The 24,588-nt window shown below is 68.5% G+C and carries 31 protein-coding genes; 11 read left to right on the top strand and 20 right to left on the bottom strand.

Annotated features, from left to right (window positions below; genetic code table 11):
* Nucleotides 1-62: 62 nt before the first annotated feature.
* Entirely contained in the window at nt 63-689 is a 627-nt protein-coding gene (locus ACLJRM_RS07640; RefSeq protein WP_410605070.1) for a type VII secretion system-associated protein, read from the bottom strand.
* A 53-nt stretch (nt 690-742) separates the two neighbouring features.
* Between ACLJRM_RS07640 and ACLJRM_RS07635 the strand changes: the two genes are divergently transcribed.
* Nucleotides 743-1,123, top strand: coding sequence for a sterol carrier family protein (locus ACLJRM_RS07635; protein ID WP_101611278.1), 381 nt, complete (start codon nt 743-745; stop codon nt 1,121-1,123).
* Nucleotides 1,124-1,207: 84 nt separating this feature from the next.
* Here ACLJRM_RS07635 and ACLJRM_RS07630 read toward each other — a convergent pair whose 3' ends face one another.
* Nucleotides 1,208-2,005, bottom strand: coding sequence for an SAM-dependent methyltransferase (locus tag ACLJRM_RS07630; protein ID WP_168214440.1), 798 nt, complete (start codon nt 2,003-2,005; stop codon nt 1,208-1,210).
* Between the two features lie 201 nt (nt 2,006-2,206).
* On the opposite strand from ACLJRM_RS07630, the gene ACLJRM_RS07625 reads away from it, so the two are divergent.
* The 6 genes from ACLJRM_RS07625 (at nt 2,207) to arfB (ending at nt 7,378) form a co-directional block, all read left to right on the top strand.
* Complete coding sequence (locus ACLJRM_RS07625) at nt 2,207-3,085, top strand: helix-turn-helix domain-containing protein (RefSeq protein ID WP_410662638.1); 879 nt, start codon at nt 2,207-2,209, stop codon at nt 3,083-3,085.
* 282 nt (nt 3,086-3,367) lie between these two features.
* On the top strand, nt 3,368-3,607 hold the full coding sequence (locus tag ACLJRM_RS07620; RefSeq protein WP_037320466.1) for a DUF397 domain-containing protein: 240 nt from the start codon (nt 3,368-3,370) through the stop codon (nt 3,605-3,607).
* The gene (locus tag ACLJRM_RS07615; RefSeq protein ID WP_101611276.1) at nt 3,591-3,992 is read left to right on the top strand and encodes a hypothetical protein; all 402 of its coding nucleotides are present in this window, start codon (nt 3,591-3,593) and stop codon (nt 3,990-3,992) included. Before ACLJRM_RS07620 ends, ACLJRM_RS07615 begins: the two co-directional genes overlap by 17 nt.
* Nucleotides 3,993-4,274: 282 nt before the next feature.
* Entirely contained in the window at nt 4,275-5,813 is a 1,539-nt protein-coding gene (gene purF / locus ACLJRM_RS07610) for an amidophosphoribosyltransferase (protein ID WP_101611275.1), read from the top strand.
* Between the two features lie 30 nt (nt 5,814-5,843).
* Complete coding sequence (purM, locus tag ACLJRM_RS07605; RefSeq protein ID WP_101613593.1) at nt 5,844-6,914, top strand: phosphoribosylformylglycinamidine cyclo-ligase; 1,071 nt, start codon at nt 5,844-5,846, stop codon at nt 6,912-6,914.
* Nucleotides 6,915-6,946: 32 nt separating this feature from the next.
* Nucleotides 6,947-7,378 carry an alternative ribosome rescue aminoacyl-tRNA hydrolase ArfB gene (arfB, locus tag ACLJRM_RS07600; RefSeq protein ID WP_233222919.1) on the top strand — a complete coding sequence of 144 codons (432 nt, stop codon included), beginning with the start codon at nt 6,947-6,949 and terminating at the stop codon, nt 7,376-7,378.
* Here arfB and ACLJRM_RS07595 read toward each other — a convergent pair.
* The 3 genes from ACLJRM_RS07595 to ACLJRM_RS07585 form a co-directional block, all read right to left on the bottom strand.
* Nucleotides 7,367-8,125, bottom strand: a complete 759-nt coding sequence (locus ACLJRM_RS07595) for a GNAT family N-acetyltransferase (protein ID WP_410662637.1) — start codon at nt 8,123-8,125, stop codon at nt 7,367-7,369. The genes arfB and ACLJRM_RS07595 overlap by 12 nt on opposite strands.
* Before the next feature lie 190 nt (nt 8,126-8,315).
* Complete coding sequence (locus tag ACLJRM_RS07590; RefSeq protein WP_101611272.1) at nt 8,316-8,966, bottom strand: VanZ family protein; 651 nt, start codon at nt 8,964-8,966, stop codon at nt 8,316-8,318.
* Nucleotides 8,967-9,201: 235 nt separating this feature from the next.
* On the bottom strand, nt 9,202-10,101 hold the full coding sequence (locus ACLJRM_RS07585) for a Gfo/Idh/MocA family protein (protein ID WP_101611271.1): 900 nt from the start codon (nt 10,099-10,101) through the stop codon (nt 9,202-9,204).
* A gap of 122 nt (nt 10,102-10,223) precedes the next feature.
* Between ACLJRM_RS07585 and ACLJRM_RS07580 the strand changes: the two genes are divergently transcribed.
* Both ACLJRM_RS07580 and ACLJRM_RS07575 read left to right on the top strand, forming a co-directional pair.
* Nucleotides 10,224-10,679: a helix-turn-helix domain-containing protein gene (locus tag ACLJRM_RS07580; protein WP_101611270.1), complete on the top strand. Its 456-nt coding sequence runs from the start codon at nt 10,224-10,226 to the stop codon at nt 10,677-10,679.
* Between the two features lie 3 nt (nt 10,680-10,682).
* Entirely contained in the window at nt 10,683-11,234 is a 552-nt protein-coding gene (locus ACLJRM_RS07575; RefSeq protein WP_410604841.1) for a PIN domain-containing protein, read from the top strand.
* Here the strand turns inward: ACLJRM_RS07575 and ACLJRM_RS07570 are convergent.
* The 3 genes from ACLJRM_RS07570 to ACLJRM_RS07560 form a co-directional block, all read right to left on the bottom strand.
* Nucleotides 11,229-12,173, bottom strand: a complete 945-nt coding sequence (locus tag ACLJRM_RS07570) for an alpha/beta fold hydrolase (RefSeq protein ID WP_410662636.1) — start codon at nt 12,171-12,173, stop codon at nt 11,229-11,231. The two genes, ACLJRM_RS07575 and ACLJRM_RS07570, sit on opposite strands and share 6 nt — an antisense overlap.
* Before the next feature lie 76 nt (nt 12,174-12,249).
* Nucleotides 12,250-13,110 (bottom strand): 3-hydroxybutyryl-CoA dehydrogenase, encoded by an 861-nt coding sequence (locus ACLJRM_RS07565; protein ID WP_101611267.1) that lies wholly within the window; start codon nt 13,108-13,110, stop codon nt 12,250-12,252.
* Nucleotides 13,111-13,198: 88 nt separating this feature from the next.
* Entirely contained in the window at nt 13,199-13,384 is a 186-nt protein-coding gene (locus tag ACLJRM_RS07560) for a DUF3073 domain-containing protein (protein WP_020632289.1), read from the bottom strand.
* Nucleotides 13,385-13,591: 207 nt separating this feature from the next.
* On the opposite strand from ACLJRM_RS07560, the gene ACLJRM_RS07555 reads away from it, so the two are divergent.
* Entirely contained in the window at nt 13,592-14,491 is a 900-nt protein-coding gene (locus tag ACLJRM_RS07555) for a hypothetical protein (RefSeq protein ID WP_101611266.1), read from the top strand.
* Here ACLJRM_RS07555 and ACLJRM_RS07550 read toward each other — a convergent pair.
* The 3 genes from ACLJRM_RS07550 to ACLJRM_RS07540 form a co-directional block, all read right to left on the bottom strand.
* The gene (locus tag ACLJRM_RS07550) at nt 14,488-15,435 is read right to left on the bottom strand and encodes an asparaginase (RefSeq protein WP_410662635.1); all 948 of its coding nucleotides are present in this window, start codon (nt 15,433-15,435) and stop codon (nt 14,488-14,490) included. The two genes, ACLJRM_RS07555 and ACLJRM_RS07550, sit on opposite strands and share 4 nt — an antisense overlap.
* Nucleotides 15,432-15,995, bottom strand: a complete 564-nt coding sequence (locus ACLJRM_RS07545; RefSeq protein ID WP_101611264.1) for an aerial mycelium formation protein — start codon at nt 15,993-15,995, stop codon at nt 15,432-15,434. The genes ACLJRM_RS07550 and ACLJRM_RS07545 overlap by 4 nt, the downstream gene beginning before the upstream one ends.
* A 578-nt stretch (nt 15,996-16,573) precedes the next feature.
* On the bottom strand, nt 16,574-17,701 hold the full coding sequence (locus tag ACLJRM_RS07540) for a YgfZ/GcvT domain-containing protein (protein WP_101613592.1): 1,128 nt from the start codon (nt 17,699-17,701) through the stop codon (nt 16,574-16,576).
* A gap of 30 nt (nt 17,702-17,731) precedes the next feature.
* On the opposite strand from ACLJRM_RS07540, the gene ACLJRM_RS07535 reads away from it, so the two are divergent.
* Nucleotides 17,732-18,586: an aminodeoxychorismate lyase gene (locus ACLJRM_RS07535; protein ID WP_410604846.1), complete on the top strand. Its 855-nt coding sequence runs from the start codon at nt 17,732-17,734 to the stop codon at nt 18,584-18,586.
* Here ACLJRM_RS07535 and ACLJRM_RS07530 read toward each other — a convergent pair.
* The 9 genes from ACLJRM_RS07530 to ACLJRM_RS07490 form a co-directional block, all read right to left on the bottom strand.
* On the bottom strand, nt 18,579-18,992 hold the full coding sequence (locus ACLJRM_RS07530; RefSeq protein ID WP_101611262.1) for a hypothetical protein: 414 nt from the start codon (nt 18,990-18,992) through the stop codon (nt 18,579-18,581). The two genes, ACLJRM_RS07535 and ACLJRM_RS07530, sit on opposite strands and share 8 nt — an antisense overlap.
* Nucleotides 18,980-19,852: a biotin-dependent carboxyltransferase family protein gene (locus ACLJRM_RS07525; RefSeq protein ID WP_410662634.1), complete on the bottom strand. Its 873-nt coding sequence runs from the start codon at nt 19,850-19,852 to the stop codon at nt 18,980-18,982. Before ACLJRM_RS07525 ends, ACLJRM_RS07530 begins: the two co-directional genes overlap by 13 nt.
* Nucleotides 19,849-20,460 carry a 5-oxoprolinase subunit PxpB gene (gene pxpB, locus ACLJRM_RS07520; protein WP_410662633.1) on the bottom strand — a complete coding sequence of 204 codons (612 nt, stop codon included), beginning with the start codon at nt 20,458-20,460 and terminating at the stop codon, nt 19,849-19,851. Before pxpB ends, ACLJRM_RS07525 begins: the two co-directional genes overlap by 4 nt.
* A gap of 10 nt (nt 20,461-20,470) precedes the next feature.
* Nucleotides 20,471-21,103 (bottom strand): FABP family protein, encoded by a 633-nt coding sequence (locus ACLJRM_RS07515; protein WP_101611259.1) that lies wholly within the window; start codon nt 21,101-21,103, stop codon nt 20,471-20,473.
* 304 nt (nt 21,104-21,407) lie between these two features.
* Complete coding sequence (locus ACLJRM_RS07510) at nt 21,408-21,719, bottom strand: DUF1416 domain-containing protein (protein ID WP_037320418.1); 312 nt, start codon at nt 21,717-21,719, stop codon at nt 21,408-21,410.
* Nucleotides 21,719-22,555 (bottom strand): sulfurtransferase, encoded by an 837-nt coding sequence (locus tag ACLJRM_RS07505; RefSeq protein ID WP_101611257.1) that lies wholly within the window; start codon nt 22,553-22,555, stop codon nt 21,719-21,721. Before ACLJRM_RS07505 ends, ACLJRM_RS07510 begins: the two co-directional genes overlap by 1 nt.
* 21 nt (nt 22,556-22,576) lie before the next feature.
* The gene (locus tag ACLJRM_RS07500) at nt 22,577-23,011 is read right to left on the bottom strand and encodes a DUF4395 domain-containing protein (RefSeq protein ID WP_101611256.1); all 435 of its coding nucleotides are present in this window, start codon (nt 23,009-23,011) and stop codon (nt 22,577-22,579) included.
* 235 nt (nt 23,012-23,246) lie between these two features.
* Nucleotides 23,247-23,666 carry a TlpA family protein disulfide reductase gene (locus tag ACLJRM_RS07495; RefSeq protein ID WP_101611255.1) on the bottom strand — a complete coding sequence of 140 codons (420 nt, stop codon included), beginning with the start codon at nt 23,664-23,666 and terminating at the stop codon, nt 23,247-23,249.
* Nucleotides 23,667-23,688: 22 nt separating this feature from the next.
* A complete protein-coding gene (locus tag ACLJRM_RS07490) occupies nt 23,689-24,582 on the bottom strand; it encodes a DUF2993 domain-containing protein (RefSeq protein ID WP_101611254.1) in 894 nt (297 codons plus the stop codon).
* Between the last annotated feature and the right edge of the window lie 6 nt (nt 24,583-24,588).

Raw genomic sequence — 24,588 nt, 5'->3', positions numbered from 1 at the left:
AACATCACTCGAAAGAGTTGCCTTCAGGCGGAAAAAATTGGGCCGAGTGGGTTAATCGAGCCCTAGCGACGCTCGTCCGAAAGGGCTTTGTCGAGGTGCTCCGAGGGGACGATCGCGGTGAGCCGATCATGCGGATTGATGGTCACGGGGTGCCCGGCGAGCAGCGGGACCATGTCCCGGCCCAGCACCGCGCGGGCGTGCGGCCATTCGCGCGGGACCAGCGCCTTCGCCGTGTAGGCGGGCACCAGCACCTGGCCGTCGGTGTTGTGGAAGCCGATGACCGTGCGCTGCACCGGGGAAAGGGCGTAGACGAACAGCGTCGAGTCGAGGAAGACCCGCGGCAGGTCGGCGGCCGGGCGGTGGTTCGTGCGCACCAGCTGCAGCAACTGCTCGAGCTCGTTGCGCGGCTCCGGGAAGCCGAGCGCCTTGGGCGAGGGGCGGTAGCGGTCGTTGGGGTGGAAGTCCTCGACGATCTCGCCCGCGCCGTTCACCGGGTACGCGCCGACGACCGCCCAGGACGGCACCGGGCCGTCGGGGTCGAAGGCCTCGTCGATGACGTAAAGCCAGCTGTTCGGATTGGCCCTGGCGTTGGCGCGCATCTCTTCGGTGATCTTCGGCTTGCCCGGTTTCCGCTTGCCCGCCGGGCTCGACGCCAACCGATCCGCCTCGTCCCGCTGCGCCATCGCCATCCCCACGTTCCGGGTGCCTGAAGGTTTGTTCGCGCTCACTCTACTGTTCTCCCATGGCCTCTTCGCGTTCGGTCGACCCCGCTGAGTTACGTGCCGCGATCACGGCGATTTCCCCCTGGTTGAGCGGATCCGGGCCGGAGCCCACCCGTCCTGAGCTGGCCGCGGCGGTGCGGCTGAGTCTGCGGACGCTGGCCGCGGACGCCCCGGGGAAGAGTGTCGAAGTGCGGGTGCCGCCGTTCGCGGCGGTGCAGTGTGTCGAAGGATTGCGTCATACGCGCGGGACGCCGCCGAACGTCGTCGAAACGGATCCGCGCACGTGGTTGGAACTGGCGACCGGGCGGCTCGGCTGGGCCGACGCCGTCGAGTCGGGGCGGGTCACCGCCTCCGGGAGCCGGGCCGATCTGGCCCACTGGCTGCCCCTGGTCCGCCTCTGAACCCGTCCCCGGATGCAATGAAAGTCCCCTTCATTGCAAATTTCGCAATGAAGGGGACTTTCATTGCACACCCGGGACCTGGTCTTACGCCTTCCGGCCGATCCCGCCCGAGATCGTCCGCTGCGCGGTGTTCAGCTCCTTGATCCGCGGGCCGTCCGGCCACCAGTCGGCGCACAGCTTGACGCCGGGCTCGATCATCTCGAGATCGTGGAACAGCTCCTTGATCTCTTCCTGGGTGCGGAAGGTGCCCGAGCCCATCGGGCTGTGGATGAAGAAGTCCTCCATCTTGCGCGCGACCTCGGACAAGTCGTCCTGAGGGTCGGAGAAGTGCGAGATCGCGACGTACGAACCCGACGGCAGCGCGTCGATGTACTTCTTCATGATCTTGGCGGGCTGGTCCTTCGGCCCGTTGAAGTGGTGCAGGGTCCCGAGCTGCAGCAACGCGATCGGCTGCGTGAAGTCGATGTGCCGGACGATGTCCGGGTTCGCCAGGATCCGCTCCGGCTCGAAGATGTCGTCCGAGACGAAGTGGGTGTTCTCGTTCTCTTCGAGCAGGGCCCGCCCGTGGGCGAGCACGACCGGGTCGTTGTCCACGTAGACGACCTTGATCTCGGGGTTGATCCGCTGCACGACCTGGTGCGTGTTCTCGGCCGTCGGCAGGCCGGATCCCAGGTCGAGGAACTGGGTGATGCCCGTCTGGCTGGCGAGGAACCGGCACGCGCGGATCAGGAAGCCGCGGTTCTCGGTCGCCAGGTCCTGCGCCTCGGGGGCCGCCTGCTGGACCTTCCGCAGCACCTCCCGGTCGATCTCGTAGTTGTCCTTGCCGAGAAGGAAGGCGTCGTACACCCGGGCGATGCTGGCCCGCGTCGGGTCGACACCCACAGGCACTCGTTCCGTCCGGGGCGGGGCGTCGGGCATCTTGAACCTCACAAAACTGTGTCGGAAGTCTCGGACTCTACGTAGAGTAGAACCACGTACGCGGCGGGTAAACCGAGCCATCCCTGTCGTGTCGAGGTCCAAACGTGTACTTTCAGTAATCGGCTAGTTCCCTGGCGAGTGTTGCGTACGAAAGGTCCCCGGTCGATGAACGCGGTCACCCCGTCCGGCGGTGAGCAGTCCCTGGGTCCCACCGCGCGGCGGATGATCCTCGGCTCACAGCTCCGGCGGATGCGCGAAGACGCGGGGATCACTCGCCAGGAGGCCGGCTACAGCATCCGCGGCTCCGAGTCGAAGATCAGCCGTCTCGAACTCGGCCGCGTGGGTTTCAAGGAACGCGACGTCGCAGATCTGCTGACCATGTACGGGATGACCGATCCCGACGAGCGGCAGCTGTTCCTCGACATGGTCAAGGAGTCGAACGAGCCGGGTTGGTGGCGCCGCTACGGCGACCTGATGCCGACCTGGTTCAACGACCTCGTCGGGCTCGAAGAGGCCGCGGCCCGGATCCAGGTCTGGGAGCCGCTGTACGTCACGGGCCTGCTGCAGACCGAGGACTACGCGCGGGCGATCATGAGCCACGGCCGCAAGGACATGGTCAACGAGCAGATCGATCGCCGGGTCGCGCTGCGGATGCGGCGCCAGAAGATGCTCTCCCGGCCGGACGCGCCGCGGTTGTGGCTGGTGCTCGACGAGTCGGTGCTCCACCGTCCGATCGGCGACCGTGACGTGCTGAAGGGCCAGATCGACTACCTGCTGGAGATGATCCAGCAGCCGAACATCTCGGTCCAGGTCCTCCCGTTCGACCGGAGCGGCTACTCCGCGGACAGCGCGTTCTCGCTGCTCAGGTTCGCGGAAGAGGAACTGCCGAACATCGCCTACACCGAATACCTGACCGGCGCGCACTACATCGACAAGCGCGACGAGATCGAGCGGTACAGCCGGGCGCTGGACATGCTCGCGGTCGACGCGGAGACGCCGGACCGCAGCCGTCAGATGCTCCTGAAGCGCCGCGCGGAAATCTGAGCCGCTCACCGTTGTGGGGTTCGCCGCCGTCCTGGTGACGGCCGGGGTTTTCTTGCGTACACCCGAAAGTCTCGCCACAAGCGGTAGTTGTTCACCCAATGGGGTCGATGGTCCTCACACGTTAGTGGGGCTCGCGGGGACCTTTGTCATCACGGTATGCGAATACTGCAAAAACTTCTGCACGTGCATTTACCGCTGCAGTCACACGTGCTAACTTTGGGATCACAGGCAAATGCACATGCAGATGCATCGCCCAAAGCTTCGTCGGGGAAGGTGGGGACCATGGCTGAACAGTTCGACAACGGCATCCCGGCCGATCGTCTTACCGGTGCGCACTGGCGCAAAGCGAGCTACAGCAACGCTATCGGCAACTGCGTCGAAGTGGCTCCGCTCGCGTCCGGAGAGATCGCGATGCGCAACTCGCGCTTCCCGACCGGGCCGGCACTGATCTACACCCAGGCCGAGATGGCCGCGTTCCTCGCGGGTGCCAAGGACGGCGAATTCGATGATGTTCTCGGGTGACACCATCACCGCGGAAATCACCGATATCGAAAGCGGCCTGCAGGAACTGATCCACCGCGGGTACCAGTTCGTGCACCCGTGCGACGCGAACGGCGAGGTCATGGCCGTGGTCGGCGTGCGAGTCCACGACAACGTGGTCGACGTGGTCCGGCTCAACGCCGAGGACGACGTGGTCGCGACCCGTATGCCGGGTACCGAGGAGGACATCCTCGAACCGGAAATGTGGCTGTGGCGATCCGCCGGCGACGCGGCGACGGTGCTGACGGCACTGCTCGCGCTCCCGGACGAGCGGACGCCCGGCTCGCTGTTCCTCCCGGAGACCGCGACCAAGGGCTGCTGGGTCCCTGGCCGCGGCGGCACGTCCAAGTGGCTGGCCGCGGGTTGAGAGTGGCGGCCTGATCTCCGACACCCACCCAATGCACAGTCGACCGCCTCTGTCGAGGGGGAGCGGTCGGCTGGTCGGGGGTCGTGAGTGGCGGGTCTTGACACCCGCCCGTCACTCACGGTCATTGAATGCCGTCCGCGTCCCGGCAGGCGATCATGGACGCGATCTCACTCACGGTAGTCAGTTGAAGCGTGTCCAGTGCCACGTCGCACGGCGCGTTGATCTCCGGCCCACCGTTTACACTGGTGGCGGCCTGCCCTCTTCTCCCCTGGGAGCACCTCGGTGGTTTCCGACCCGTCCCTCGCCGGACAGCCCGTGACCGACCAACCCGATCCGGAACCCCGCGAGGAATGCGGCGTCTTCGGTGTCTGGGCGCCCGGAGAAGAGGTCGCGAAGCTGACCTACTACGGGCTCTACGCACTTCAGCACCGCGGCCAGGAAGCGGCCGGCATCTCGGTCTCCGACGGTTCGCAGATCGTCGTCTTCAAGGACCTCGGCCTGGTCAGTCAGGTGTTCGACGAGCAGGTCCTGCAGTCGCTGCAGGGACACATCGCCGTCGGGCACTGCCGCTACTCGACCACCGGCGCGACCATCTGGGAGAACGCGCAGCCGATCTTCCGGACCACCGCGACGGGCAGCGGATTGTCCTTCGCGCACAACGGAAACCTGGTCAACACCGCCGAACTCCGCGATCGCACGGTCGCCGCCGGCATCAAACCGCACCTCGGCCTGACCGGTTCGTCCAGTGACTCCGACCTGGTGTGCGGACTGCTCGCGGCCAACGCCGCGGACAAGGGCATCGAAGCCGCCGCGCTGGAATTGCTGCCCACCCTCAAGGGCGCTTTCTGCCTGGTCTTCGCCGACGAGTCCACGCTGTACGCCGCGCGTGACCCGCACGGTGTGCACCCGCTGGTGCTCGGCAGGCTCGAACGCGGCTGGGTGGTCGCGAGCGAGACGGCCGCGCTGGACATCTGCGGCGCGTCGTTCGTCCGCGAGGTCGAGCCCGGTGAGCTCATCGCGATCAACGCCGAGGGCCTGCGCTCCTCGCGGTTCGCGAACCCCGAGCCCAAGGGCTGCGTCTTCGAGTACGTCTACCTCGCGCGCCCCGACACCTCGATCGCCGGCCGCAGCGTGCACGCCACCCGCGTCGAGATCGGCCGCAAACTCGCCGGCGAGCACCCGGCGGACGCCGACCTGGTCATGCCGGTGCCCGAATCCGGCACCCCGGCCGCCATCGGCTACGCGCAGGGCTCCGGCATTCCCTACGGCACGGGCCTGGTGAAGAACGCCTACGTCGGCCGCACCTTCATCCAGCCGTCGCAGACCATCCGCCAGCTGGGCATCCGGTTGAAGCTGAACCCGCTGCGCGACGTCATCCGCGGCAAGCGGCTCGTCGTGGTCGACGACTCCATCGTCCGCGGCAACACCCAGCGCGCGCTGGTCCGCATGCTGCGGGAAGCCGGCGCGCTCGAGGTGCACGTCCGGATCGCTTCGCCGCCCGTCCGCTGGCCGTGTTTCTACGGAATCGACTTCGCGTCCCGTGCCGAGCTGGTGGCCAACGGCGTCGACCTCGACGGCATCCGCCGCTCCATCGGCGCGGACACCTTGGGCTATATCTCCCTGGACGGGCTGGTCGCGGCTTCGGAGCAGCCGAAGTCGCGCCTGTGCACCGCCTGCTTCTCCGGTGAGTACCCGATCGCGCTCCCCGAGGACGCGCTGATCGGGAAGCACCTGCTGGAGAGCATGGACTCGGTCAATGGCGCGGCGAAGCCCGTCAGCGCTGCCGGGTACGGTGCTGAAGACGCCATCCGGCGTCCCTAGTCCTTTCTTCCAGAGTTGGAGTCCGCTTCCGTGAGCGAGTCCACGAGCGCCACGTACGCCGCCGCCGGAGTCAGCATCGACGCCGGTGACAAAGCCGTTGAGCTGCTCAAACCGCACGCCGAGAGGGCCACCAGGCCCGAGGTGATGGGCGGGGTCGGCGGTTTCGCCGGGCTGTTCTCCCTGAAGCTGGACAAGTGGAAAGAGCCGGTGCTGGCCTCGTCGACCGACGGGGTCGGCACCAAGATCGCCGTCGCGCAGGCGCTCGACAAGCACGACACCGTCGGCATCGACCTGGTCGCGATGGTCGTCGACGACCTGGTCGTCACCGGTGCCGAGCCGCTGTTCATGCAGGACTACATCGCCGTCGGCAAGGTCGTGCCGGAGAAGATCGCGGCACTGGTCGGCGGCATCGCCGAAGGGTGTGTCCAGGCGGGCTGCGCGCTGCTCGGCGGCGAGACCGCGGAGCACCCCGGCCTGATGGGCGAGCACGACTACGACCTTTCGGGCACCGGCATCGGCGTCGTCGAAGCGTCGAAGGTGCTCGGCCCGGAGCGGGTCCGCCCCGGCGACGTCGTCCTCGCGCTCGGCTCGTCCGGCCTGCACTCGAACGGTTACTCGCTCGCCCGGCGCGTGCTGCTGGAGATCGCGCGCATGCCGCTCGACGGGCACGTCGAGGAGTTCGGCCGCTCGCTGGGCGAGGAGATGCTGGAGCCGACCAGGATCTACGCGAAGGACTGCCTCGCGCTGGTCGCCGAGGCCGACGTCCGCACGTTCGCGCACGTCACCGGTGGTGGGCTGGAGCAGAACCTCGCCCGGGTCATGCCGCGCGGCCTGGTCGCGAAGCTCGAACGCGGCACCTGGACCCCGGCGCCGGTGTTCGCGCTGATCGGGCACCGCGGCAAGGTCGAGCGCGCCGAACTGGAGAAGACGTTCAACATGGGCGTCGGCATGGTCGCGATCGTCGGTCCCGACGACGTCGATCGCGCGCTCGCGATGCTGACCGCGCGGCACGTGCCGGCGTGGATCCTCGGCGACGTGCAGCCCGCGGAAGACCCGGACGGCCCGCGCGCCGTGCTCTCCGGTGACCACCCGCGCTTCTAAATCTGCTTGGACTCAGGTGACACACTGGGTCCGTGGCTGATGACGTGGTGATCGGTACCCGGTTCGTGATCCCGGGTGCCGAATTGAGCGAACGGTTCTCCCGGTCTTCGGGCCCGGGTGGGCAGGGCGTGAACACCACGGACTCGCGGGTCGAACTTTCCTTCGACGTGGCCGGTTCGGCTTCGATCCCGGAACATCTCCGGGCCCGGATGCTGGACCGGCTTTCGTCGCGTCTGGTCGACGGCGTCGTCACGATCGCCGCGTCCGAACATCGCTCCCAGCTGATGAACCGGGAAGCCGCACGGGCGCGGCTGGTGATGTTGCTGGCCGACGCGTCGGCGCCCCCGGCCGCCAAGCGGCGTCCCACCAAACCTTCGAGAGGTTCGAAGGAACGCCGCCTGGCCTCGAAGAAGCGCCGCGGCGATGTCAAGAAGTCACGCCGCAGCGGTTATTCAGATGATTGACAGGTGCACGCACTCGGCCACGGTCTCGAAGCCGACCCGGCCGTAGACGCGCTCCGCCTGCCCGGCGCCCGGCGTCAGGAACACCGACTCGCCGCCACGGGCATGGGCCTCACGGGCCAGGTGCTCGGTCAGCGCCGCGGCGATCCCGCGCTGCCGGTACCCGTCGAGGACCCCGATCCCCGCGATTTCACTCGCGCCGTCGAGGACCGCCGTCGCGACCCCGCCGCCGACACATTCACCGGTTTCGGTGACCGCCATGACCGAGATCGTATCGCCGTTCAGCTGGGAAGAGGACGGCTCGGCGTGCTCACCGGGGTCGGGTTCGCCGAAGGCCACGGTCTGCGCCCGGATCATCAGCCGGAGTTCGGCGGGGGTGACGGGTGTCTTCAGCGCGATCCCGCCGGGAACCGGCTGCCCGACGACCCGCCCCGGCGGGCAGACCATCAACGGGATCCGCCGTTCCAAGGTGTAGCCGCCTTCGACGAGCACGGCTTCGGCCTCGGGAGCGGCCTCGGTCAGGAACTCCAGCCGCGGCGTGAGCCCGCGTGCGCGGAACGCCTCGGTCAGCTTCGCGACGTCCTGCGCGGTGGGCTTCCCGCCGTTGTCGGGGATCGCGTAGTTGAGGAACATGTGGTCGTTCCCGGTGGTGAAGGTGGCCAGGAACGGCCCGATCCGCTCGGTTTCGCGGAAGTTCGCCGCGGTGGTGCGGATGTAGGACTGCAGAGCATCGATCGTGTCTGAACGCACTGGTGGAAAGCCTTTCGGGCAGGAGAAAGAGACGCACGGGAGATCCGCGTGCGCGGTGGAGCTGGCGTGAGCGCCGGCTAGCTCGTGCCGACGCCGCTGAAGGCGTCAGGCATGAGGCATCCCTCTTTCTGAACGGACACTGCCTGGTACGAAGGCTTTCGCGATCACTTTCGCACGGCGGTCAACCGGATTACCGCCGCTGCGGATGCGCGATGCCCGAATAGCGCTCGTCCCACACCGACCTCGGGACCCGCAGCCGGACGGGGGCGTCGCACACCCGCCGGACCTGCACCGGGATCTTCACCGGTGGCCTGACGTCCAGCCGGTGCCAGAGACGTTTGCTCACCGCGGCGCCGATCACGGCGCCCAGCGTGTTCAGGAGGATGTCGTCGGCGGAGGTCACCCTGCCCGCCTGGATCAGATATTGCGTGCCCTCCACCAGCACCGAGACGGCCAGCGCGCCCAGCGCGATCCGGCCCAGTGACCGCAGACGGCGGGACCGCAACGGGAGCAACGCGCCGAGCGGGCTCAGCATGAGGACGTTGCCCAGTGCCTGCCAAAGGTTGGCGCCATCGCTCAACGCGAGGCGCAGGTCGGTGCCGGGTTCGAGGCTCAGTCTGCTGTCCTGCGCGCCGGTCACCGGCATCGTGACCAGGCACAACACCAGGAAGCAGGCCAGCGCGAGCGTCATGTCCACGGCGGCTGTCGCCGACGCGGAAAAGCGGTCAGCTTGTCTTCGCCGCCGATGCGCCGCGAGCAGCGGCCACCCGAGCAAAGCGTAAGGAATCGCGGTGATCGTCAACGGGATCATCGCGCCGAAAGCGCGGAGCAGCTCGCCCATGGCCCTTCCTTTCCGGAGCGCTCAAAGATCACCTTCGCATCACAAGATCGACTCGGCATGGCGGGGCGACCGCACTAAGAGGTGATCTTTTCCGGTAGCGGAAAGGGCTTCGCCGTGCTGGGGACCGGGCGGCGACCGTCCACTTTGGAGCCTGTGGACAAACCTGTGGACGGCCGCGGCGCAACCGGAAGAAGGTGTTATCTCACAAGGAAAAGCCTTGTGAGTGACCTGTGTACTACTTGGCGTGCCCGGCGAGTTCGCGCGCGCGTTCGATCAGCTTCTGCAGGTGCAGTCCGCGTCGCACGTCGCACGGATGCGACGTCGTCCCGCTCGCGGCCATCGCGGCGAAATCATCGAGAAGCGCGGTGTACGACTCGCCCGCCGAACCCGGTTTGCGTCCCAGCGTGCGGTAACCGTGCTCGCCGTAAACGGCCACTTCGACGACCGTCGGCTGGATCGGCAGCCGCAACGACAGGGTTGCCGTACTGGTCACGCCACCCGCGTGGGCGAACAGGAGCTGCCACAGATCGTCCTCGCTCCGGTGGGCGGCGAGCACTTCGGTGATCTCACCGAGCGCCGCGTCCAGCAGATCGAAGGCGTGCGGGCCGATGTCGGCGAGCGCGCCGGAGTCGTGCCGCCACGCCGAATCCTGGTACTGCCCGCCGAGCAGCGCACCCGAAAGCCAGCGCGCCCCACCGCCGCGCCAGCCGCCCGCTTCCTTGATCCCGTCGAGCCAGTCGCGGGTCATCGGAGAGAAACGCAAGGTCAGGACCACGAGAGCGGCCACCTCGGCGGCCTCGACCGCGTCCACGAGGCGTCGCGCGCCGTCGAGATCAGCGGCGATCGGCTTCTCCAGGATGAGGTGCTTGCCCGCCTCGGCCGCCTTGACCGCCAGCTCCGCCTGAACGGCGGGCGGCACGGCGAACGCGACCGCGTCGACCTGGTCGAGCAGCTCGTCGAAACTGCCGACGGCCTCGGCGCCGTGCGCCTCGGCCAGTTCCGTGGCGGCTTCGGGACGCCTGGTCCAGACCGCGCACAGGCTCGTCCCGGGATGATCGGCGAGGCCCGGCGCGTGCACCGTCTTCGCCCACGGACCGGCACCGACCAGACCTGCACGCAGCTGTCCCTGTCCCACGGCACCAAGTCTAGGTGTGCCGTCGCGCAAGCTGAACGCACCATCGAGTTGCGTTTATTGCGTTTATTGCGAATAATTCGTTGAGAGCCGATACTGGGACCACGCTGAACACGGGAGCAGTGATGACTGCGCTGACCATTGACCAGATCGTCCCTGGACGCCACGACATCGATGTGGCGCTCGAGGCGCTCCCGCACGTCGAGGCATATCTGGCCCGGCGCCACGAGCGGGACACCGTGAGCGTCGTCGTTGACGAGAACGAAGAATCCTTGGTCGTTCCGCGCGGAGTCGTCGACCTGATGGCTCGGGTGCTGACCTTGGTGGCCGCGGGCGAGAGCGTGTCCATCGTCCCGTCGCGCGCCGAGCTGACCACTCAGCAGGCCGCCGACCTGCTCAACGTTTCCCGGCCCTTCCTCATCGGGCTGCTCGAGACGGGACAGATCGAGTACCGGACGGTCGGTAAGCATCGCCGCGTGAAGGCGGGTTCGCTGCACGACTACCTCCGCCAGGACGATCGACGGCGTCATGAGGCAGCGGACGAGCTTTCCCGGCTGAACCAGGAGATGGGGCTGACTTAGCAAGTGGCCTTTGTGGTCCTTCTCGACGCGAACGTGCTGTACCCCAACGCTCTGCGCGATCTCCTGATCCGGATCGCGCAGAGCGGGCTCGTTCAGGCCAAGTGGACGGACGAGATTCTCGACGAGGTCTTCCGGAACCTCAAGGAGAACCGCCCGGATCTCGATCCGGGAAAACTCGACCGGACGCGGGAACTGATGAATCGCTCGGTCCGTGACTGCCTGGTCACCGGCTATGAGCCGCTCGTTCCGGCACTCGCTCTTCCGGATCCGGACGACCGCCACGTGCTCGCCGCGGCCATCAAGGCGCGGGCTCAGGTCATCGTGACCGAGAACCTGCGGGACTTTCCGGACCACGCCCTGAGGCGCTGGGACATCGAGGCTCAAGGCTCGGACGATTTCGTGCTCGACCGGATCGCTCTCAACCGGAGGCTGGTCGTCGAGGCGGTGCTTCGGATCGCGGATTCCCGGCGCTCCCCGCCGACGAGTTTCGCCGAGATCCTCGACGCGCTCGAGCGCGCTGGGCTCAAGAAGTCTGTCGCGGAGCTGCGTTCATAGCGCGCGGGCCAGCCGGTCGTAGAGGTCCAGGAGTTCGCCGAGCTTGGCCGAAGTGGGGACGTGCGCGGTGTCGAGGTCGAAGACCCGGAACCGGTTGCGCGGGGTGCGCCGGTCCGCCTCCCGGATCATCCGGTCCTGCAACGCGAGCGGGTTGATGTTGTCGCGCAGGTGCCGGACGTAGACGCGCGGGATGCGGCCCCAAGTGCGCAGGTCACCGCGGGAGTCGACGGCGCCTTTCCCGGCCAGCTCGTCCGGCGTCATCGAGTTCAGGAACGTGTGGAACTCGGCTTCGGTGCTGTCGCTCATGAAGGCCTCTTTCGCCTTCGCCAGGCGCACCGGGTCGGCGATGCGCCAGTTCGAGCGGAACGCTCCGACCACCGCCGGATCGCCCGCCATGAACTCCAGCAGCACCGCGGCGTGCGTCGCCTTCCCCTCGTCGGTCGAGAGGTACTCGTCGGGGGTGCGGAGTTCGCCGCAGCAGAACGCGGTGTCGTAGACCAGCAGGTCGATCAGCCGCGGCACCTGGTTCGCGACCAGGCTGATCGCCGCGCCGCCGATACTGGCGCCGACGAGGACGACCGGACCGTGCGCGGCCGCCCGGCGGACGGTCTCCACGGTCGCGGCGATGTGGTCGGCCACGGTCACTGCGGCCAGCGGCGACGGCTCGGTCGCGAACGCCACGAGATCCTGCGGAGCCTGGTACGAGAGCCGGAACTGGGCGTCGGTCGGCCGTTGTCCGGGCAGATCGACGCCGACGCAGCGATAGCCGCGCAGCACGAGTTCGTTCGGGACGCCGGAGACGCCGTTCGCGCCCGCGGCGAAGACGAATGTCGGGACGCCGCGGCGGTCACGCGCGGAAGCGGTGCCCGCGGTGGCGAGTCCGGTGAGGCCGGTCAGACCGGCGACGGTGATTGCCTTACGACGCGTGTGCTCGCTCATGCCGTCCATGCAACCGGGCGAGCCGGTCGCATGGACAGCCGAAGAAGTGGTCGTCCGCCGCTACGAAAGTTGCGGATCAGGAGTAGCTGTAGAACCCGCGGCCGGTCTTCTTGCCGAGCAGGCCGGCGTCGACCATGCGCAGCAGCAGCGGCGGCGAGGAGTACAGCGGCTCCTTGAACTCGGCGTACATCGAGTCCGCGATCGCCTTGATGGTGTCCAGGCCGATCAGGTCCGAGAGCCGCAGCGGGCCCATCGGGTGCGCGGTGCCCAGCTCCATGCCGCGGTCGATGTCCTCCGCCGACGCGAAGCCCGACTCGATCATCCGGATCGCCGAAAGCAGATACGGCACGAGCAGCGAGTTCACGATGAACCCGGCGCGGTCCTGCGACCGGATCACCGTCTTGTTCAACGCCGTCGTCGCGTGCTCCTCCGCGCGGCGGGCGGTGTCGTCGCTGGTCAGCAGCGAAGGCACCAGCTCGACGAGCGGCAGCACCGGGACCGGGTTGAAGAAGTGGATACCGACCACCTGCTGCGGGCGGTTGGTCGCCATCCCGAGCTTCATGATCGGGATGGACGAGGTGTTGGACGCGAATACCGCGTCCTCGCGTTCGACGATCTTGTCCAGCGACCGGAACACCTCGACCTTGGCCTGCTCCTGTTCCAGGATGGCCTCGATGACGAGGTCGCGGTCGGCGAACTCGCCGATCTCGGTGGTGAAGCGGAGTCGTCCGAGTGCCGCGTCGGCGTCTTCCTGCGAGAGCTTCCCGCTCTTGACGCCGCGTTGCAGCGACTTCTCGATCCGCGCCCGCCCGGAGTCCAGCGCCGGCTGGCTCACCTCGGTGATGATCACGTCCAGTCCGGCACGTGCGTGCACCTCGGCGATCCCGGAACCCATGAGCCCGGCTCCGATGACACCTACCCGCGTTACGTCAGACACGGAACCCTCCTCGTATTTTGGGCAGCACGCGACACGCGAGGGTGGACCACGGGGTTCAGCCCGTCCCACCCTCGCGTGTCACGCCTGCTCAGCGGCGGTATTCGTCGTACCCGTCGTACGGGTCGTCGTCGTCCCGCTTGTCGTCCTCGTGCCCGTAATCCGAGGAACTACTGGACAGCTCGCGCTGCAAAGCATCGAAGTCGGTTTCGTGCGAGCTGTACTTGAGCTCGCGCGCCACCTTCGTCTGCTTGGCCTTAGCCCGGCCGCGCCCCATGGCTCGACCCCCTCGCACAGGGGCGGGGCGGCCGGGGGAATCGGCGGCCCCGCATCGTCTCGACAATTATTTCCTGCTGACACCGTACCGTGTCCGGGGGGTTGGATGCGACGTGGCACGGTGTGCTGGTGGCGACAGTGTTCACCGAACGCCGGTTACCGGCCGGTCGGTGGCGATAGTCGCAGGTCGGCGTGCCACGATGCTCGTGTGCCCCGTCCGTTCGCGGCTTATCTCCGCGTCTATGAGCCCCTGCTCGCGCTGGGTGATCCACCGGACGAACGCCTGCTCGAGGCCGTCGAAGCGGCCCGGCTCGATCGTTCGGCCGCGGGCGAGCGCGAGCAGATACTGTGGCTCAAGTCACAGCACGTCGGACGGCTGTTGCCCGCCGAGCTCGTGGACGGCAGGGCCGCGCCCAGTCTCGTCACCGACGTCCTCGTCCTGGATCCCGAAGACGTACCGGAGGGTGAGCACGGCGACGCCGGCCCTGGGCCGCTGATCTGTCCGATGGAGATCCGCGCACGCTCGGCCGCCGCGCTGGTGACCTTCCTCGGCGACGCGCATCCGGCGTTGAAGAACGCGGTGCTCGGCGCGGGCGGCGCTTCGCTCGACATGATCCGCTCGCGGGCGAAGTCCGCCATCGGCGACTTGTCGGCCTCGGCGTCGCACACGCTCTCGACGACGTGGACCGTTCCTCTCCCGTGGTTCGTGCTGTTCGATCCCGGGATGCGCCGGGTCAAACTGGGCAAGGGCCGCGACGACCCCGAGCGTGAGGTGTCGTGGCGGGTCTCCATCGCCGACGCGCGGCATCGCGCCCGCGAGGTCGGTGACCTGCTCGAAGCGACTTTCGGCGATTCGGCGCCCGGCCGGGTGCTGACCGAGACGCGGCGCTGGCTCGACAGCTTCCACCCCGGCTCCGCGGTCGAACTCGACTACGGCGGCCTCGTGCAGCTCTTCGCCGACTCGATCCTGCAGGCCGACACGACCGCCGAAGAGGTGCACGACATCCTCGACGCGCTCCGCACCGGCAACGTCGACGAACTGGCGGAACTGTTCGCCGACCTGCGCGACTTCTGGGGCGACCTGGCCGCGCGGGAACGCGCGAACTAGCCGAAGAGACCGGCGGCGACCCGCAGTTCGCCGACCGGCTTCCCGCCGCCGAGGACCGCCGCCTTGGGCAGCTGCTCCGCCTCGGTGCCCGGGTCGATGCCGAGGTGGCGCAGGGTCGCGAGCAGCAGCGGGATCCGTGCCCGCGCGGCGCCGTCGTCGATCTTCAACGCCAGCGCGGTGCCGTCCGGCAGCGCGAACGAGTGCACTCCCTCGGCGCCGCCCTTCGAGAACAGGCCGTCGACGTTCTTCATCAGCACGGTGTCCTCGCGGCCGGTGCCCGCGACCTGCCACGGATGCGCGCGGACGGCGTCCGCGACCCGGCGGTCCGGCCCGCCCATCGCGGTGACCAGCCTGCCGAAGGACCGGGCGAGGCCGGTGAGGGAGAACGCGAACAGCGGGGCGCCGCAGCCGTCGACGCCGACGGTTTCGATCGTCTCGCTGGTGAGATCGGCGATGGTGGCCTGGATGACCTTCTGCAGAGGATGGGTCGCGGCCGCGTAGTCGCCGGTGGACCAGCCGAGCTGGGTGCAGGTCGTGAGCATCGCGGCGTGCTTGCCGGAGCAGTTCATGGCGGCGCGGCGTTTCCCGGCCGCGGCCACGGCGAGCATGCTCGGCTCGTGCAGCGGGAACGCGGGCGGGCAGGCAAGCGCGTCCTCGGTCAGCCCGGCGCGGGACAGCATCGACAGCGCGCCCTCGACGTGGCCGGGTTCGCCGTTGTGCGATCCGCAGCCCAGCGCGAGGTCTTCGTCGCCGATCGTGAGACCGGCGCGCAGCATCCCGACGGCCTGGAGCGGTTTGTTGGAGGAGCGCGGGTAGACCGGCCGCGCGATGTCGCCGGCGGAGAACCGCACCGACCCGTCCGGGGCCGTGATCACCAGCGCGCCGCGGTGCGTGCTTTCGACGAAACCGGAACGGACGACCTCGACCAGGACGGGATTCGTCACTCGGGGCCGCCGCGTTCGGTGTCGAGCAGGTCGTCGACGGACGCCGTGCCCTTGCGGTAGCGGGTCGCGATCTCGGCGTTGATCGTGTCCATCACGCCCTGCACCTCACGGCGGTACGAGGAGACGGAGACCTCTTCGTCGGCGTACCTGTTGAGGGCGTTGACCAGCTTCTCGTCCGAGAGCGTGCTGACGTCGGAAAGGTCCGTGTCGCCGATGAGCGCCTCGGCGAACCGCCGGTGCTCACCCGCCCGGGACGGCTCCAGCCGCTGATGCCTGCCCGAACCCGTGGCCGGGCCGATCGCGTTGTCCGCCAGGATCGCGGCCAGCCGCTCGACGACGCTGCTCTCACCGCCCGAGCTCCGGCGCTCCTGCTCGGCCCGCACGATGTCGATCCGCGCGTGCAGCAGCCGCCGCAGGTACGACAGGTCGGTCTCCTCCTGCGCGGCCTCGTCACGGCGCTCGCGCAGCACGGAAAGGGCCAGCTCGCCGAGGTCGCTGAGATACCCAGGGCCGAGCACGCGGTCGATACGACGGCGACCACCGGGCCGGACTTCGATCACGCGCGTAGCTTATCGCGCTCCAGCGGAAATGTTCCGCAGGGCGCGATACCACAAGGATCTCCGCCGCTCCCGAAGACCTCCCGAGCGCCGCCGCTCTTTCGGTCCCTTCCAGAGCGCGCCCCCCACCCGTCCCGGGGGCGGCCCCTGGTCCAGTCTACCGGGGGTGGCGGGGGAAAAGTGCTGGTCGGTGGGGTTGTCCACAGGTGGGCAGAGTTGTGGATAAGTGCGAAGGGGACTTTCGCCGCGTGTGATGAGGGGAAAGCGTCCTTCGCGGCGTGTGATGCGGGGAAAGGCCCCTTCAGCCCCCGCCCGAGCCAGCTAGCGGGACCGGAGTACGTGAAGGCCCCCTTCATGTACCTAGGCGCAAGGAAGGGGGCCTTCACGTACTTAGAACGTGCGCGAAAGCCGTGTTCCCTTCGCTGAGCCGAGGAAAGGGGACTTCCGCGCTCTCGTTGGGACTGGTGGTACTGCTGGGGCGAAAGTGGCGCGGCAAGAGGTAGCGAAGGCCTCCTTACCTACGCTCAGGGTAGGTAAGGAGGCCTTCACGACACGCACTATCAAGCCAGAAGCCCCAGCCGTCAGCCTCGCAGCCGCTGAGCCGCTTCCCGTCCGGGTGCCGGGGCCTCGCCCGGCACGGAGTCCGGATCGATGGCCGCCTGCACGACGCGGTCCTCGGCGCCCACCAGCAGTTCGGCACCAGGTTGCGTCGAGCGTTTGACCAGCGCCAGCGCGATCGGTCCCAGTTCGTGGTGCTGCACCACGCTGCCGACGCGCCCGACCGTCCGTTCGCCGAGGACCACCGGGTCCCCGGTCTCCGGCGTGATCTCCGGCGAACCGTCCAGGTGCAGCAGCGCCATGTACCGCGGCGGCCGCCCGACGTTGTGGACCTTCGCGACGGTCTCTTGACCGCGGTAGCAGCCCTTCGCCACGTGCGCGGCGGAGTCGACCCAGTTCACCTCGTGCGGGATCGTGCGCTCGTCGGTGTCGAGCCCCAGCCGCGGCCGCAGCGACTCGACCCGCAGCGCGTCGAACGCCCAGCTGCCCGCCGGCCGGGCGCCCGCGTCGGTCAGGCGGCGCCACCAGTCGGCGAGCTCGGCGCGAGGAACGGCGAGGTCGACGCTGTTCCGTCCCGGCCACGGCATCCGCCGCGCGAAACCGCCGGGAAGGGACACGACCGAGTACGCGTCCGAGGCCGGCGAGACACCCACGGAGGCCAGCACGCGGTCCGCGTCAGGCCCGAGGACGGTGATCAGCGCCAGCTCGTCCGAGACATCGCGGATGTCCACTTTGGACCAGAACTTCATCGCTTCGAGGTACTCGCGCAGGGTCTGCTTGCCGCCGGAGGGCAACGCGCTGGACGCCATCGCGCCCCTGTCGCTGTCCAGCCACACCGTTCCGTCCGCGTGCGCGACGACCATGTGGGTGTCGACGCGGCCGTGGGTGTCCAGCACGAGAGCTTCGGTGCCGGTGCCCTCGGCGAGTCCGGTGACGTGCTGCGAGATCACCAAATGCAGCCAGGACAAGCGTTCTTCCCCGGTCACGGCCAGGATCTCGCGGTGCGAACGGTCGATCACGACCGCGCCGCGCGTCGCCGTCCGTTGTTCGGCGAAGGGATCTCCCCAATGCCACGGGACTCCCTCCTCCGGATGCCCGTCGGGTGCCGCGATCGGTCCGGGGAGGTCGAGCAGGGGGGAGCGGTAGGGCATGAAACCCATGCTAGTGAGTACCGTGTCCGTATGCGCGTGCTTGCCTTTCTCGACGGGACCCTGGCCGACCCCGAAGCCGCCCACCTGCGGGTAGACGATCTCGGACTGCTTCGCGGTGACGGCGTGTTCGAGACGATCCTCGTCGTCGACGGCCGCCCTCGTGAGCTCCGTCCGCACCTCGATCGGCTGGCCCGTTCCGCGGCCATGCTCGACCTGCCGGAGCCGGACCTCGCGGCCTGGGAGCGCGCCGCGCAGACGGTCATCGACAACTGGTCCGGACCGGCCGAGATCGCCCTGAAACTGGTGTACACCAGGGGAATCGACGGCGATCCGGAGGCGAAGCCGTTCGGGTTCGCGCTCGGCGTGGAGATCGACGAGAAGGTCCAGCGCGCCCGCGTCGAAGGTGTCGCGGCGATCACCCTCGAGCGCGGTATCGAGCCCGAGCTCGCCGAGCGCGCGCCGTGGCTGCTGCTGGGCGCGAAGTCGATTTCGTACGGCGTCAACATGGCCGCGCTGCGGGAGGCCGCGCGCCGCGGCGCGAGCGATGTGATTTTCACCGCCGCCAACGGTTCGGTCTTCGAAGGGCCGACTTCGACGGTCGTCCTCGCGAAGGACAAGACGCTCTACACGCCGCCGGCGAGCATCGGCATCCTGCCGGGGACGACGCAGGCGGCGCTGTTCCGGGGTGCCGAGCGGGCGGGCTGGTCGATCAAGGTCGAACCGCTCCAGGTCAAGGACCTCAGCGAGGGCGAGGGGCTGTTCCTCGCCTCGTCGGTCCGCAAGCTGACCAGGGTGCACACTCTCGACGGCGTCGCGCTGAGCGACTCCAGCGCGATCCACGCCGAGCTGGCCGCCGCGTACGAGAGCGAATACGCCATCAGCTGAGCGGGCTGATGATCAGCAGGTGCGGCAGGATCGCTTCTTCGCGGTAGGCCGCGATCTTGTGGTGCCCGTCGAGGATCACCGCCGCGTCGATGGTCTCCAGGACGACCGCGACCGGCCGGTGCCCGCTCTTGATCGCCGTCCGGTAGTAGCCGACCCGCGAGACGTCGGCGGGCGGCCAGTCGGCGCTCGGGGTCAGATAGCGGTCCTCGGCCAGTCTTTCGGGGCCGGTGACCTGGTACTCGCCGTCGGCGAAGAGATCGAGAAGCGGGCGGAGCGTATCGCCGAGCGGACGCCGCATCTGACCGGTCGCCAGCGCGATCCGCAAGGACTGCGGGAGTTCCGGTTGGGTGGGGACCGAAGTTGTGTCGATGACACCTGTGCCACCGTCGACCTTTACCTGTTCCACACCTTCGTGGACGAGTGAAAGCGGAGAAGGGTTCCGGGACGGGCCTGCGCAAGGGCCGGGAGTGACGCCCGTCTCACCACGGCCGCCACCGGATAACCACCGGTAGTTGGATGATCCGCCAAGAACACGACCGGCAGCCCGTTCGGCGGCACCTGCACGGCGCCGGTCAACAGGCCTTCGCTCGGTAGCTCCTTCTCCGCGTAGTCGTCTCCGCGAGTCAGGGCAGGCCCGTCGAGCCGGAGACCGACGCGGTTGGATTCCGCCGTCACCGTCCAGGTCTTCGCGAGCCCGGCCGCCAGGTCTTCGAACCAGTGCGCCCGCGGCCCCGGCTCGACGGGCACGACCAGCTCGGCCGGGGCGATCGTGGGCGGTACGACGTCGGCGCCGCCGGGCAAGGACGGGGTGCCGAGCGGGAGCACGTCGCCCGGCTTCAGCGGAGCGGGCCCGATCTCCGAGAGGACGTCCCGCGAACGGCTGCCGAGTTCGGGGTCGACCGCGATCCCGCCGGAGACCGCCAGGTAGCACCGCAGGCCGGTGACGGGCGTACCGATCGCCACGACCTGGCCCTCGGCCAGCCACACCGGCGCGTGCGAGCCGACGGGGCGACCGTCGACCTCGACGGGGACGGCCACGCCGGTCACCGCGATCGTGCAGGACGTCGTCGCGCGCAGTCGCAGCCCGCCGAACAGGCACTCGACACCCGCCGCGGCCTCGTCGTTGCCGACGAGCCGGTTGGCGAGTTTCAGCGCCGGGACGTCCAGCGCGCCGGACGGCGGGACACCGAGATGCGCGTAGCCGGGCCTGCCCAAGTCCTGGACCAGCGCCAGCGGGCCGGTCTCGACCACTTCGAGGGCCCTCATCCGGCACTCCGGAACCGCACGCGATCGCCGGGCGCCAGCACCGCGGGCGGGTCGGCGCGCGGATCGAACAGGACGGTGCGGGTGTGGCCGATCAGCCGCCAGCCGCCCGGCGAGACGCGCGGGTAGACCCCGGTGAACTCGCCCGCGATCCCGACCGAACCCGATGGCACGCGCGTGCGGGGAGTCGACAACCGCGGCTGCCGGAGTGACTCGGGAAGTCCTGTCAGGTAACCGAAACCGGGCGCGAACCCGGTGAACGCCACGGTGTAGACGGCATCGGCGTGCAGCCGTACGACGTCCTCAATGGACACTCCGGCGTCCCGGGCGACGAGTTCGAGGTCTTCGCCGTCGTAGGTGACGTCGAGGGTGATCTCGCGGGGTTCGCCGTCGGGCGGATGTTCGAGATCGGCGCCCGCCAGGAGTTCACGGACGGCCGCGAGGGCGCCCGAGCCGGGGGTTTCCACCATCAGCAGGCTGCGGGCGCCGGGGACGAGTTCGGCGATCCCGGACGGACGCGCGGCCGAGACCGTGGCGTGCGCCGCGATCGTCTGGGTCAGTGAATCGCAGTCGAGCAGGGCGGCGTGCTCGCCGTAGGCACGCCACCGCACGGGGAGACGGTCAGCCCACCACGCGACGCAGCAGCGCCGACGTGTGCGGCTGCAGTTCCTGGCCCATCATGGCGCGCTCCTCGACGTAGCCGAGTTCGCCGTTGACGATGCCGTAGAGCCGCGAAGAGGCCGTGACGTCCTTGGCCGACGACGTGCGGACGACGGCGTCGGTGCCCAGCTCCCAGGCCGGGACCGAAGCCTTGCCACGCGGCTTGCCGTAGAAGAGTTCCACGATGCCGGTGTTGTGGGTCAGCAGCAGTTCGATCGTGTCGTCGGCCTGCGGGCGCCAGAACCCGGATTCCCGCGCGGCGGGACGGATGACGTTGCCGTCTTCGTCGAGCAGCCAGGCGCGGGCCTCGTGCGTGAGGAAGGGACGGCCGTCGTGCGCGATGGTCAGCTGCATGCCGAACCGGCGCGGGCCTTCGATGGTCGGGTAGTCGACCTCGCCTTCGCCGCGCCAGACGCCGACCAGCGGCAAGAGCGCCAGGCAGGCGTCATTGAGGTTGGGGCCCTCGCGCAGGTTCGCCGTGTCGCCCGGGATGGGCAGGTCAGGAAGGGTGCCGTACGGAGGGAGGTTGCGTTCGCGCGTTTCTTCCGCGCGCTTCTCCGCGGCCTGGATGGCCTCGTCGCCACTCGCAGTCATGGGTCAGCGCTGGTCCGCGTAAAGCCGGTAGACGACGTACACGGCGAACCAGGTGATCGCGACGCCGGCGAGCACCAGCAGGGTCGTAAACAGGATCTCCACGACACGCACTTTAGTCGCTACCTGCCCGGACGGGCCTCCTGAGGGTCCGTGGCAGTGCCCACAGGAGCTGAAGGGGCCTTTCCCCGCATCAGACATGACGAAGGGGCCCTTCACCGCTGGAATCCAGGCCGGGCGCGCAGCGCCTCAGTTGAGGGCGGCGGCGGGGGCATGGATGGAGCGGTGAAAGGCCCCTTCAGCAGCTTTAGGCGACGGAGACCTGGAGCTGGTGGACGCCGGGACCCTGAGCGGTGACGGAGGCTTCACCGTTACCGCTCTTGTGCAGCGCGCGCACCGTCCAGTCGCCGGGGGCCGCGTAGAAGCGGAAGTCGCCGTCAGCCGACGAGACGACCTCGCCGGTGAAGTCGCCGCCGCCGTCCAGCAACCGCACGAAGGCGCCGCCGACCGGGCCTTCGGCGCCGGTGACCTTGCCCGCCAGCACTACCTGGCCGCGGGTGTCGTAATCGGCGGGCGTGGCCTCCTGGACCGGCGCGCCGCAGCTGTCGTCTGCCGCCATCACTTGGCTCCCAACTCGACCGGCACGCCGACGAGCGAGCCGTATTCCGTCCATGAACCGTCGTAGTTCTTCACGGCGTCGTAGCCGAGAAGCTCGTGCAGCGCGAACCACGCGATGGAGGAGCGCTCACCGATCCGGCAGTACGCGATCGTGGACTTCGCTTCGTCGAGGCCCTCGTCGGAGTACAGCTCCTTGATTTCGCCCTCGGTCTTGAAGGTGCCGTCCTCGTTGGCGACCTTCGCCCACGGGACGTTCAGCGCGCCGGGGATGTGGCCCGGGACCTGGGACTGCTCCTGCGGCAGGTGCGCCGGGGCGAGCAGCTTGCCGGAGAACTCGTCGGGCGAACGCACGTCGACGAAGTTGCTGGCGCCGATGGCCTGGACGACCTCGTCGCGGAACGCGCGGATCGAGAGGTCCTGCTCCTTGGCCTTGTACGCGGTGGCCTCGCGCTTGACCTCTTCCGAGTTCAGCTCACGGCCGTCGAGTTCCCACTTCTTGCGGCCGCCGTCGAGCAGCTGCACGTTCTCGTGGCCGTAGAGCTTGAAGTACCAGTACGCGTACGCGGCGAACCAGTTGTTGTTGCCGCCGTAGAGAACCACGCGGTCGTCGTTCGAGACGCCCTTCTCCGACAGCAGCTTCTCGAAGCCCTCCTTGTTGACGAAGTCGCGGCGGACCCCGTCCTGCAGGTCCTTGCGCCAGTCGAACTTCACCGCACCGCGGATGTGTCCGTTGTCGTACGCGGTCGTGTCCTCGTCGACCTCGATGAACACGACACCCGGGGTGTCCAGGTTCTCCTCGGCCCACTGGGTGGTGACCAGGACGTCTTCACGGCTCATGGAGCTGACTCTCTTTCTGGGTTAGGACGCGCGAGGGCTGGGACTGAAACGCTTGATGAGCAGGTACATCTCGCACCCGAGACAGAAGTTGAACGCCGCGTTGAGGAAGGCCGCGAACAGCGCGAACGCCGTCGCGACGAGCCCGAGCGCGGTCAGATCGGCGGCGAAGCCGACGGTGCCGACGACGGCGAACACGAAACCGACGGCCTGCGCGAACCGCAGCGGGGCGGCGTCCTCGCGTTCGGTCGTGGGGCCGAGGCGCGGCGCGACGAGGTAGCGGTAGACCAGGGAGTACGGCGCCGGCTTCAGGCCGATGAAGGCACCGATCGCGAACACCACCGCCTGCGCCGCGAGCAGTGGCCACCACTGGGTGATGAGCACGACCGCGAGCACGATCGTCGTCAGGATGGCGGCGAAACGCGGACCCCGGGGGTCGACGGCCGGTCCTGCGGACATGGATCCTCCTGCGAACGAGAGGGAAAAGAGGTCCGTGCCGGACGGGCACGGGGCAGCGGCTTCGAAAGCGCGATCAGCAGGCCGGACACAGGCTGCTGCGAACGCGGCACAGATCCACTGCGCGGCGCTGGGTCAGCAAGGTTCGGGGCAGCCTGTTCACGGGCACGAGGGTACGCAGAGCTCCCTCAGGTTGGGAACCGTGTTCACACCTTGGGACGCTTCCCAAAATTCGGGATCAGGCGTTCGTCAAGTGGGGTTTCAGAGCCTCGAGAAGGTCCTGACCTCGGGGAACGCCGCCGACGCGGAAAACCTCGAGGCCGTCGGGCGTCAAGGCCAGCGTCGTCGGAGTCCGCAATATCGAAAGTGCCTGGGCGACTTCCGGGGTTTCGGTGACGTCCAGATCGACGTGGGTGAGGCCGTCGGTCTTCTCCGCGAGCGCGGACAGGATCACGCGGGTGTGGCGGCAAGGCGCGCAGAACGTGGTGGAGATCTGGATCAGCGTGACGCCTTCGGGCGCGAGGGCGGCGGAGACGCGCTCCGGCAGTGTGGACGCGCTGGACTTGGCCGCTCGCACGCGGCCGTTCCGAGCCTGGAGCAGCGCGCCCGCCACCCCGCCGAGCACCAGAACGCCCAGCAGCACCCACACTCCGGTCAAATCAGCTCACCCCTGCGTCGGATCAACCTTGTGGTTTCGCTCCACTGAAGGCGACGTTCTTGCCCTCGCCCTTGATGGTCACCGAACCGCTGCTCACGCGCACCGACGTCGGGGTCACCGAGAACGGCATGGCGCCGGTGTCGATGGTCGCGTTGAAGTTCGGCAGCAGCGCGTCCTGCACCGCTTGGGGAACGACGGTGGTCTCCTTGTCATTCCCGAACTGCAGGCGCTTCGGCTCGATACTGATCTTCTGGCCCTTCAGTTCGATCATCGCGAAGCAGAAGATCTCCACCTTCTGACCGGCGATCTGCACGTTGCCGGACAGCCGGATGCCCGCGCTGGAGCTGTCGATCGGTTCGCCCTGCGCGTTGGTGGTGGGCGGCGTCGTCTCGCCCTGGCCGCTCTCGCCGTTGCGGACGTAGTCCTCGGTGACCGGTTCGATCTTCAGGTTCTGGATCTTGTCGAGCGGAGCCTGCTTCGCGATGTCGGCGGCCTTGATGGTCACCTCGCCCTTGAGCGTCGCGATGGAGATCGCCTTCGTGTTGCCGTTGATCAGATCCGACAGCGGCGCCGTGACGTCGCTCATGTCGGCGTTGAAGTCCACATCACTCAACTTCGGCGGAACGGCCACGCCCTGGGCGTTGATGGTGATGTGACTGTAGTCACCGGAAAGGGCCTGCGTGAGGAACGGGAAACCGTGCACGGTGACCGCCGGATCGTTCTTCAGGGCGAGCTGTTCACGGGCCTTCTGGGAGATCGTGTGCTCGGCGAACGCCGCCGCCCCGAAATCGGCTCCGACCAGCAGGACCACCAGCACGGCGAGGGCGATGAGCCAGCCCCGGCCACGCCGCTTCGGTCGCTTGGCGGACCGGCCGGGGGACGGTCGGTCGTCACGCGCCACGGGCCTGCTCACCATCGCGTC

This window comes from Amycolatopsis sp. lyj-84 (assembly GCF_046549075.1).
Classification (GTDB): Bacteria; Actinomycetota; Actinomycetes; order Mycobacteriales; family Pseudonocardiaceae; genus Amycolatopsis.
The sequence above is the reverse complement of the archived record's forward strand: the minus strand, read 5'-3'. Positions and strand labels throughout refer to the sequence as shown.

Bases quoted from the DNA above. Each gene is read 5' to 3' on its own strand.
- ACLJRM_RS07510 (WP_037320418.1), bottom strand. From the start codon at position 21,719: ATGGCGGCAGACGACAGCTGCGGCGCGCCGGTCCAGGAGGCCACGCCC.
- ACLJRM_RS07540 (WP_101613592.1), bottom strand. From the start codon at position 17,701: ATGCCCTACCGCTCCCCCCTGCTCGACCTCCCCGGACCGATCGCGGCA.
- ACLJRM_RS07590 (WP_101611272.1), bottom strand. From the start codon at position 8,966: ATGGGCGAGCTGCTCCGCGCTTTCGGCGCGATGATCCCGTTGACGATC.
- ACLJRM_RS07640 (WP_410605070.1), bottom strand. From the start codon at position 689: ATGGCGATGGCGCAGCGGGACGAGGCGGATCGGTTGGCGTCGAGCCCG.
- ACLJRM_RS07635 (WP_101611278.1), top strand. From the start codon at position 743: ATGGCCTCTTCGCGTTCGGTCGACCCCGCTGAGTTACGTGCCGCGATC.
- ACLJRM_RS07490 (WP_101611254.1), bottom strand. From the start codon at position 24,582: ATGGTGAGCAGGCCCGTGGCGCGTGACGACCGACCGTCCCCCGGCCGG.
- ACLJRM_RS07505 (WP_101611257.1), bottom strand. From the start codon at position 22,555: ATGAGCCGTGAAGACGTCCTGGTCACCACCCAGTGGGCCGAGGAGAAC.
- ACLJRM_RS07535 (WP_410604846.1), top strand. From the start codon at position 17,732: ATGCGCGTGCTTGCCTTTCTCGACGGGACCCTGGCCGACCCCGAAGCC.
- ACLJRM_RS07620 (WP_037320466.1), top strand. From the start codon at position 3,368: ATGGCTGAACAGTTCGACAACGGCATCCCGGCCGATCGTCTTACCGGT.
- ACLJRM_RS07615 (WP_101611276.1), top strand. From the start codon at position 3,591: ATGATGTTCTCGGGTGACACCATCACCGCGGAAATCACCGATATCGAA.
- ACLJRM_RS07515 (WP_101611259.1), bottom strand. From the start codon at position 21,103: ATGACTGCGAGTGGCGACGAGGCCATCCAGGCCGCGGAGAAGCGCGCG.
- ACLJRM_RS07525 (WP_410662634.1), bottom strand. From the start codon at position 19,852: ATGAGGGCCCTCGAAGTGGTCGAGACCGGCCCGCTGGCGCTGGTCCAG.
- ACLJRM_RS07625 (WP_410662638.1), top strand. From the start codon at position 2,207: ATGAACGCGGTCACCCCGTCCGGCGGTGAGCAGTCCCTGGGTCCCACC.
- ACLJRM_RS07580 (WP_101611270.1), top strand. From the start codon at position 10,224: ATGACTGCGCTGACCATTGACCAGATCGTCCCTGGACGCCACGACATC.
- ACLJRM_RS07560 (WP_020632289.1), bottom strand. From the start codon at position 13,384: ATGGGGCGCGGCCGGGCTAAGGCCAAGCAGACGAAGGTGGCGCGCGAG.
- ACLJRM_RS07570 (WP_410662636.1), bottom strand. From the start codon at position 12,173: ATGAGCGAGCACACGCGTCGTAAGGCAATCACCGTCGCCGGTCTGACC.
- ACLJRM_RS07500 (WP_101611256.1), bottom strand. From the start codon at position 23,011: ATGTCCGCAGGACCGGCCGTCGACCCCCGGGGTCCGCGTTTCGCCGCC.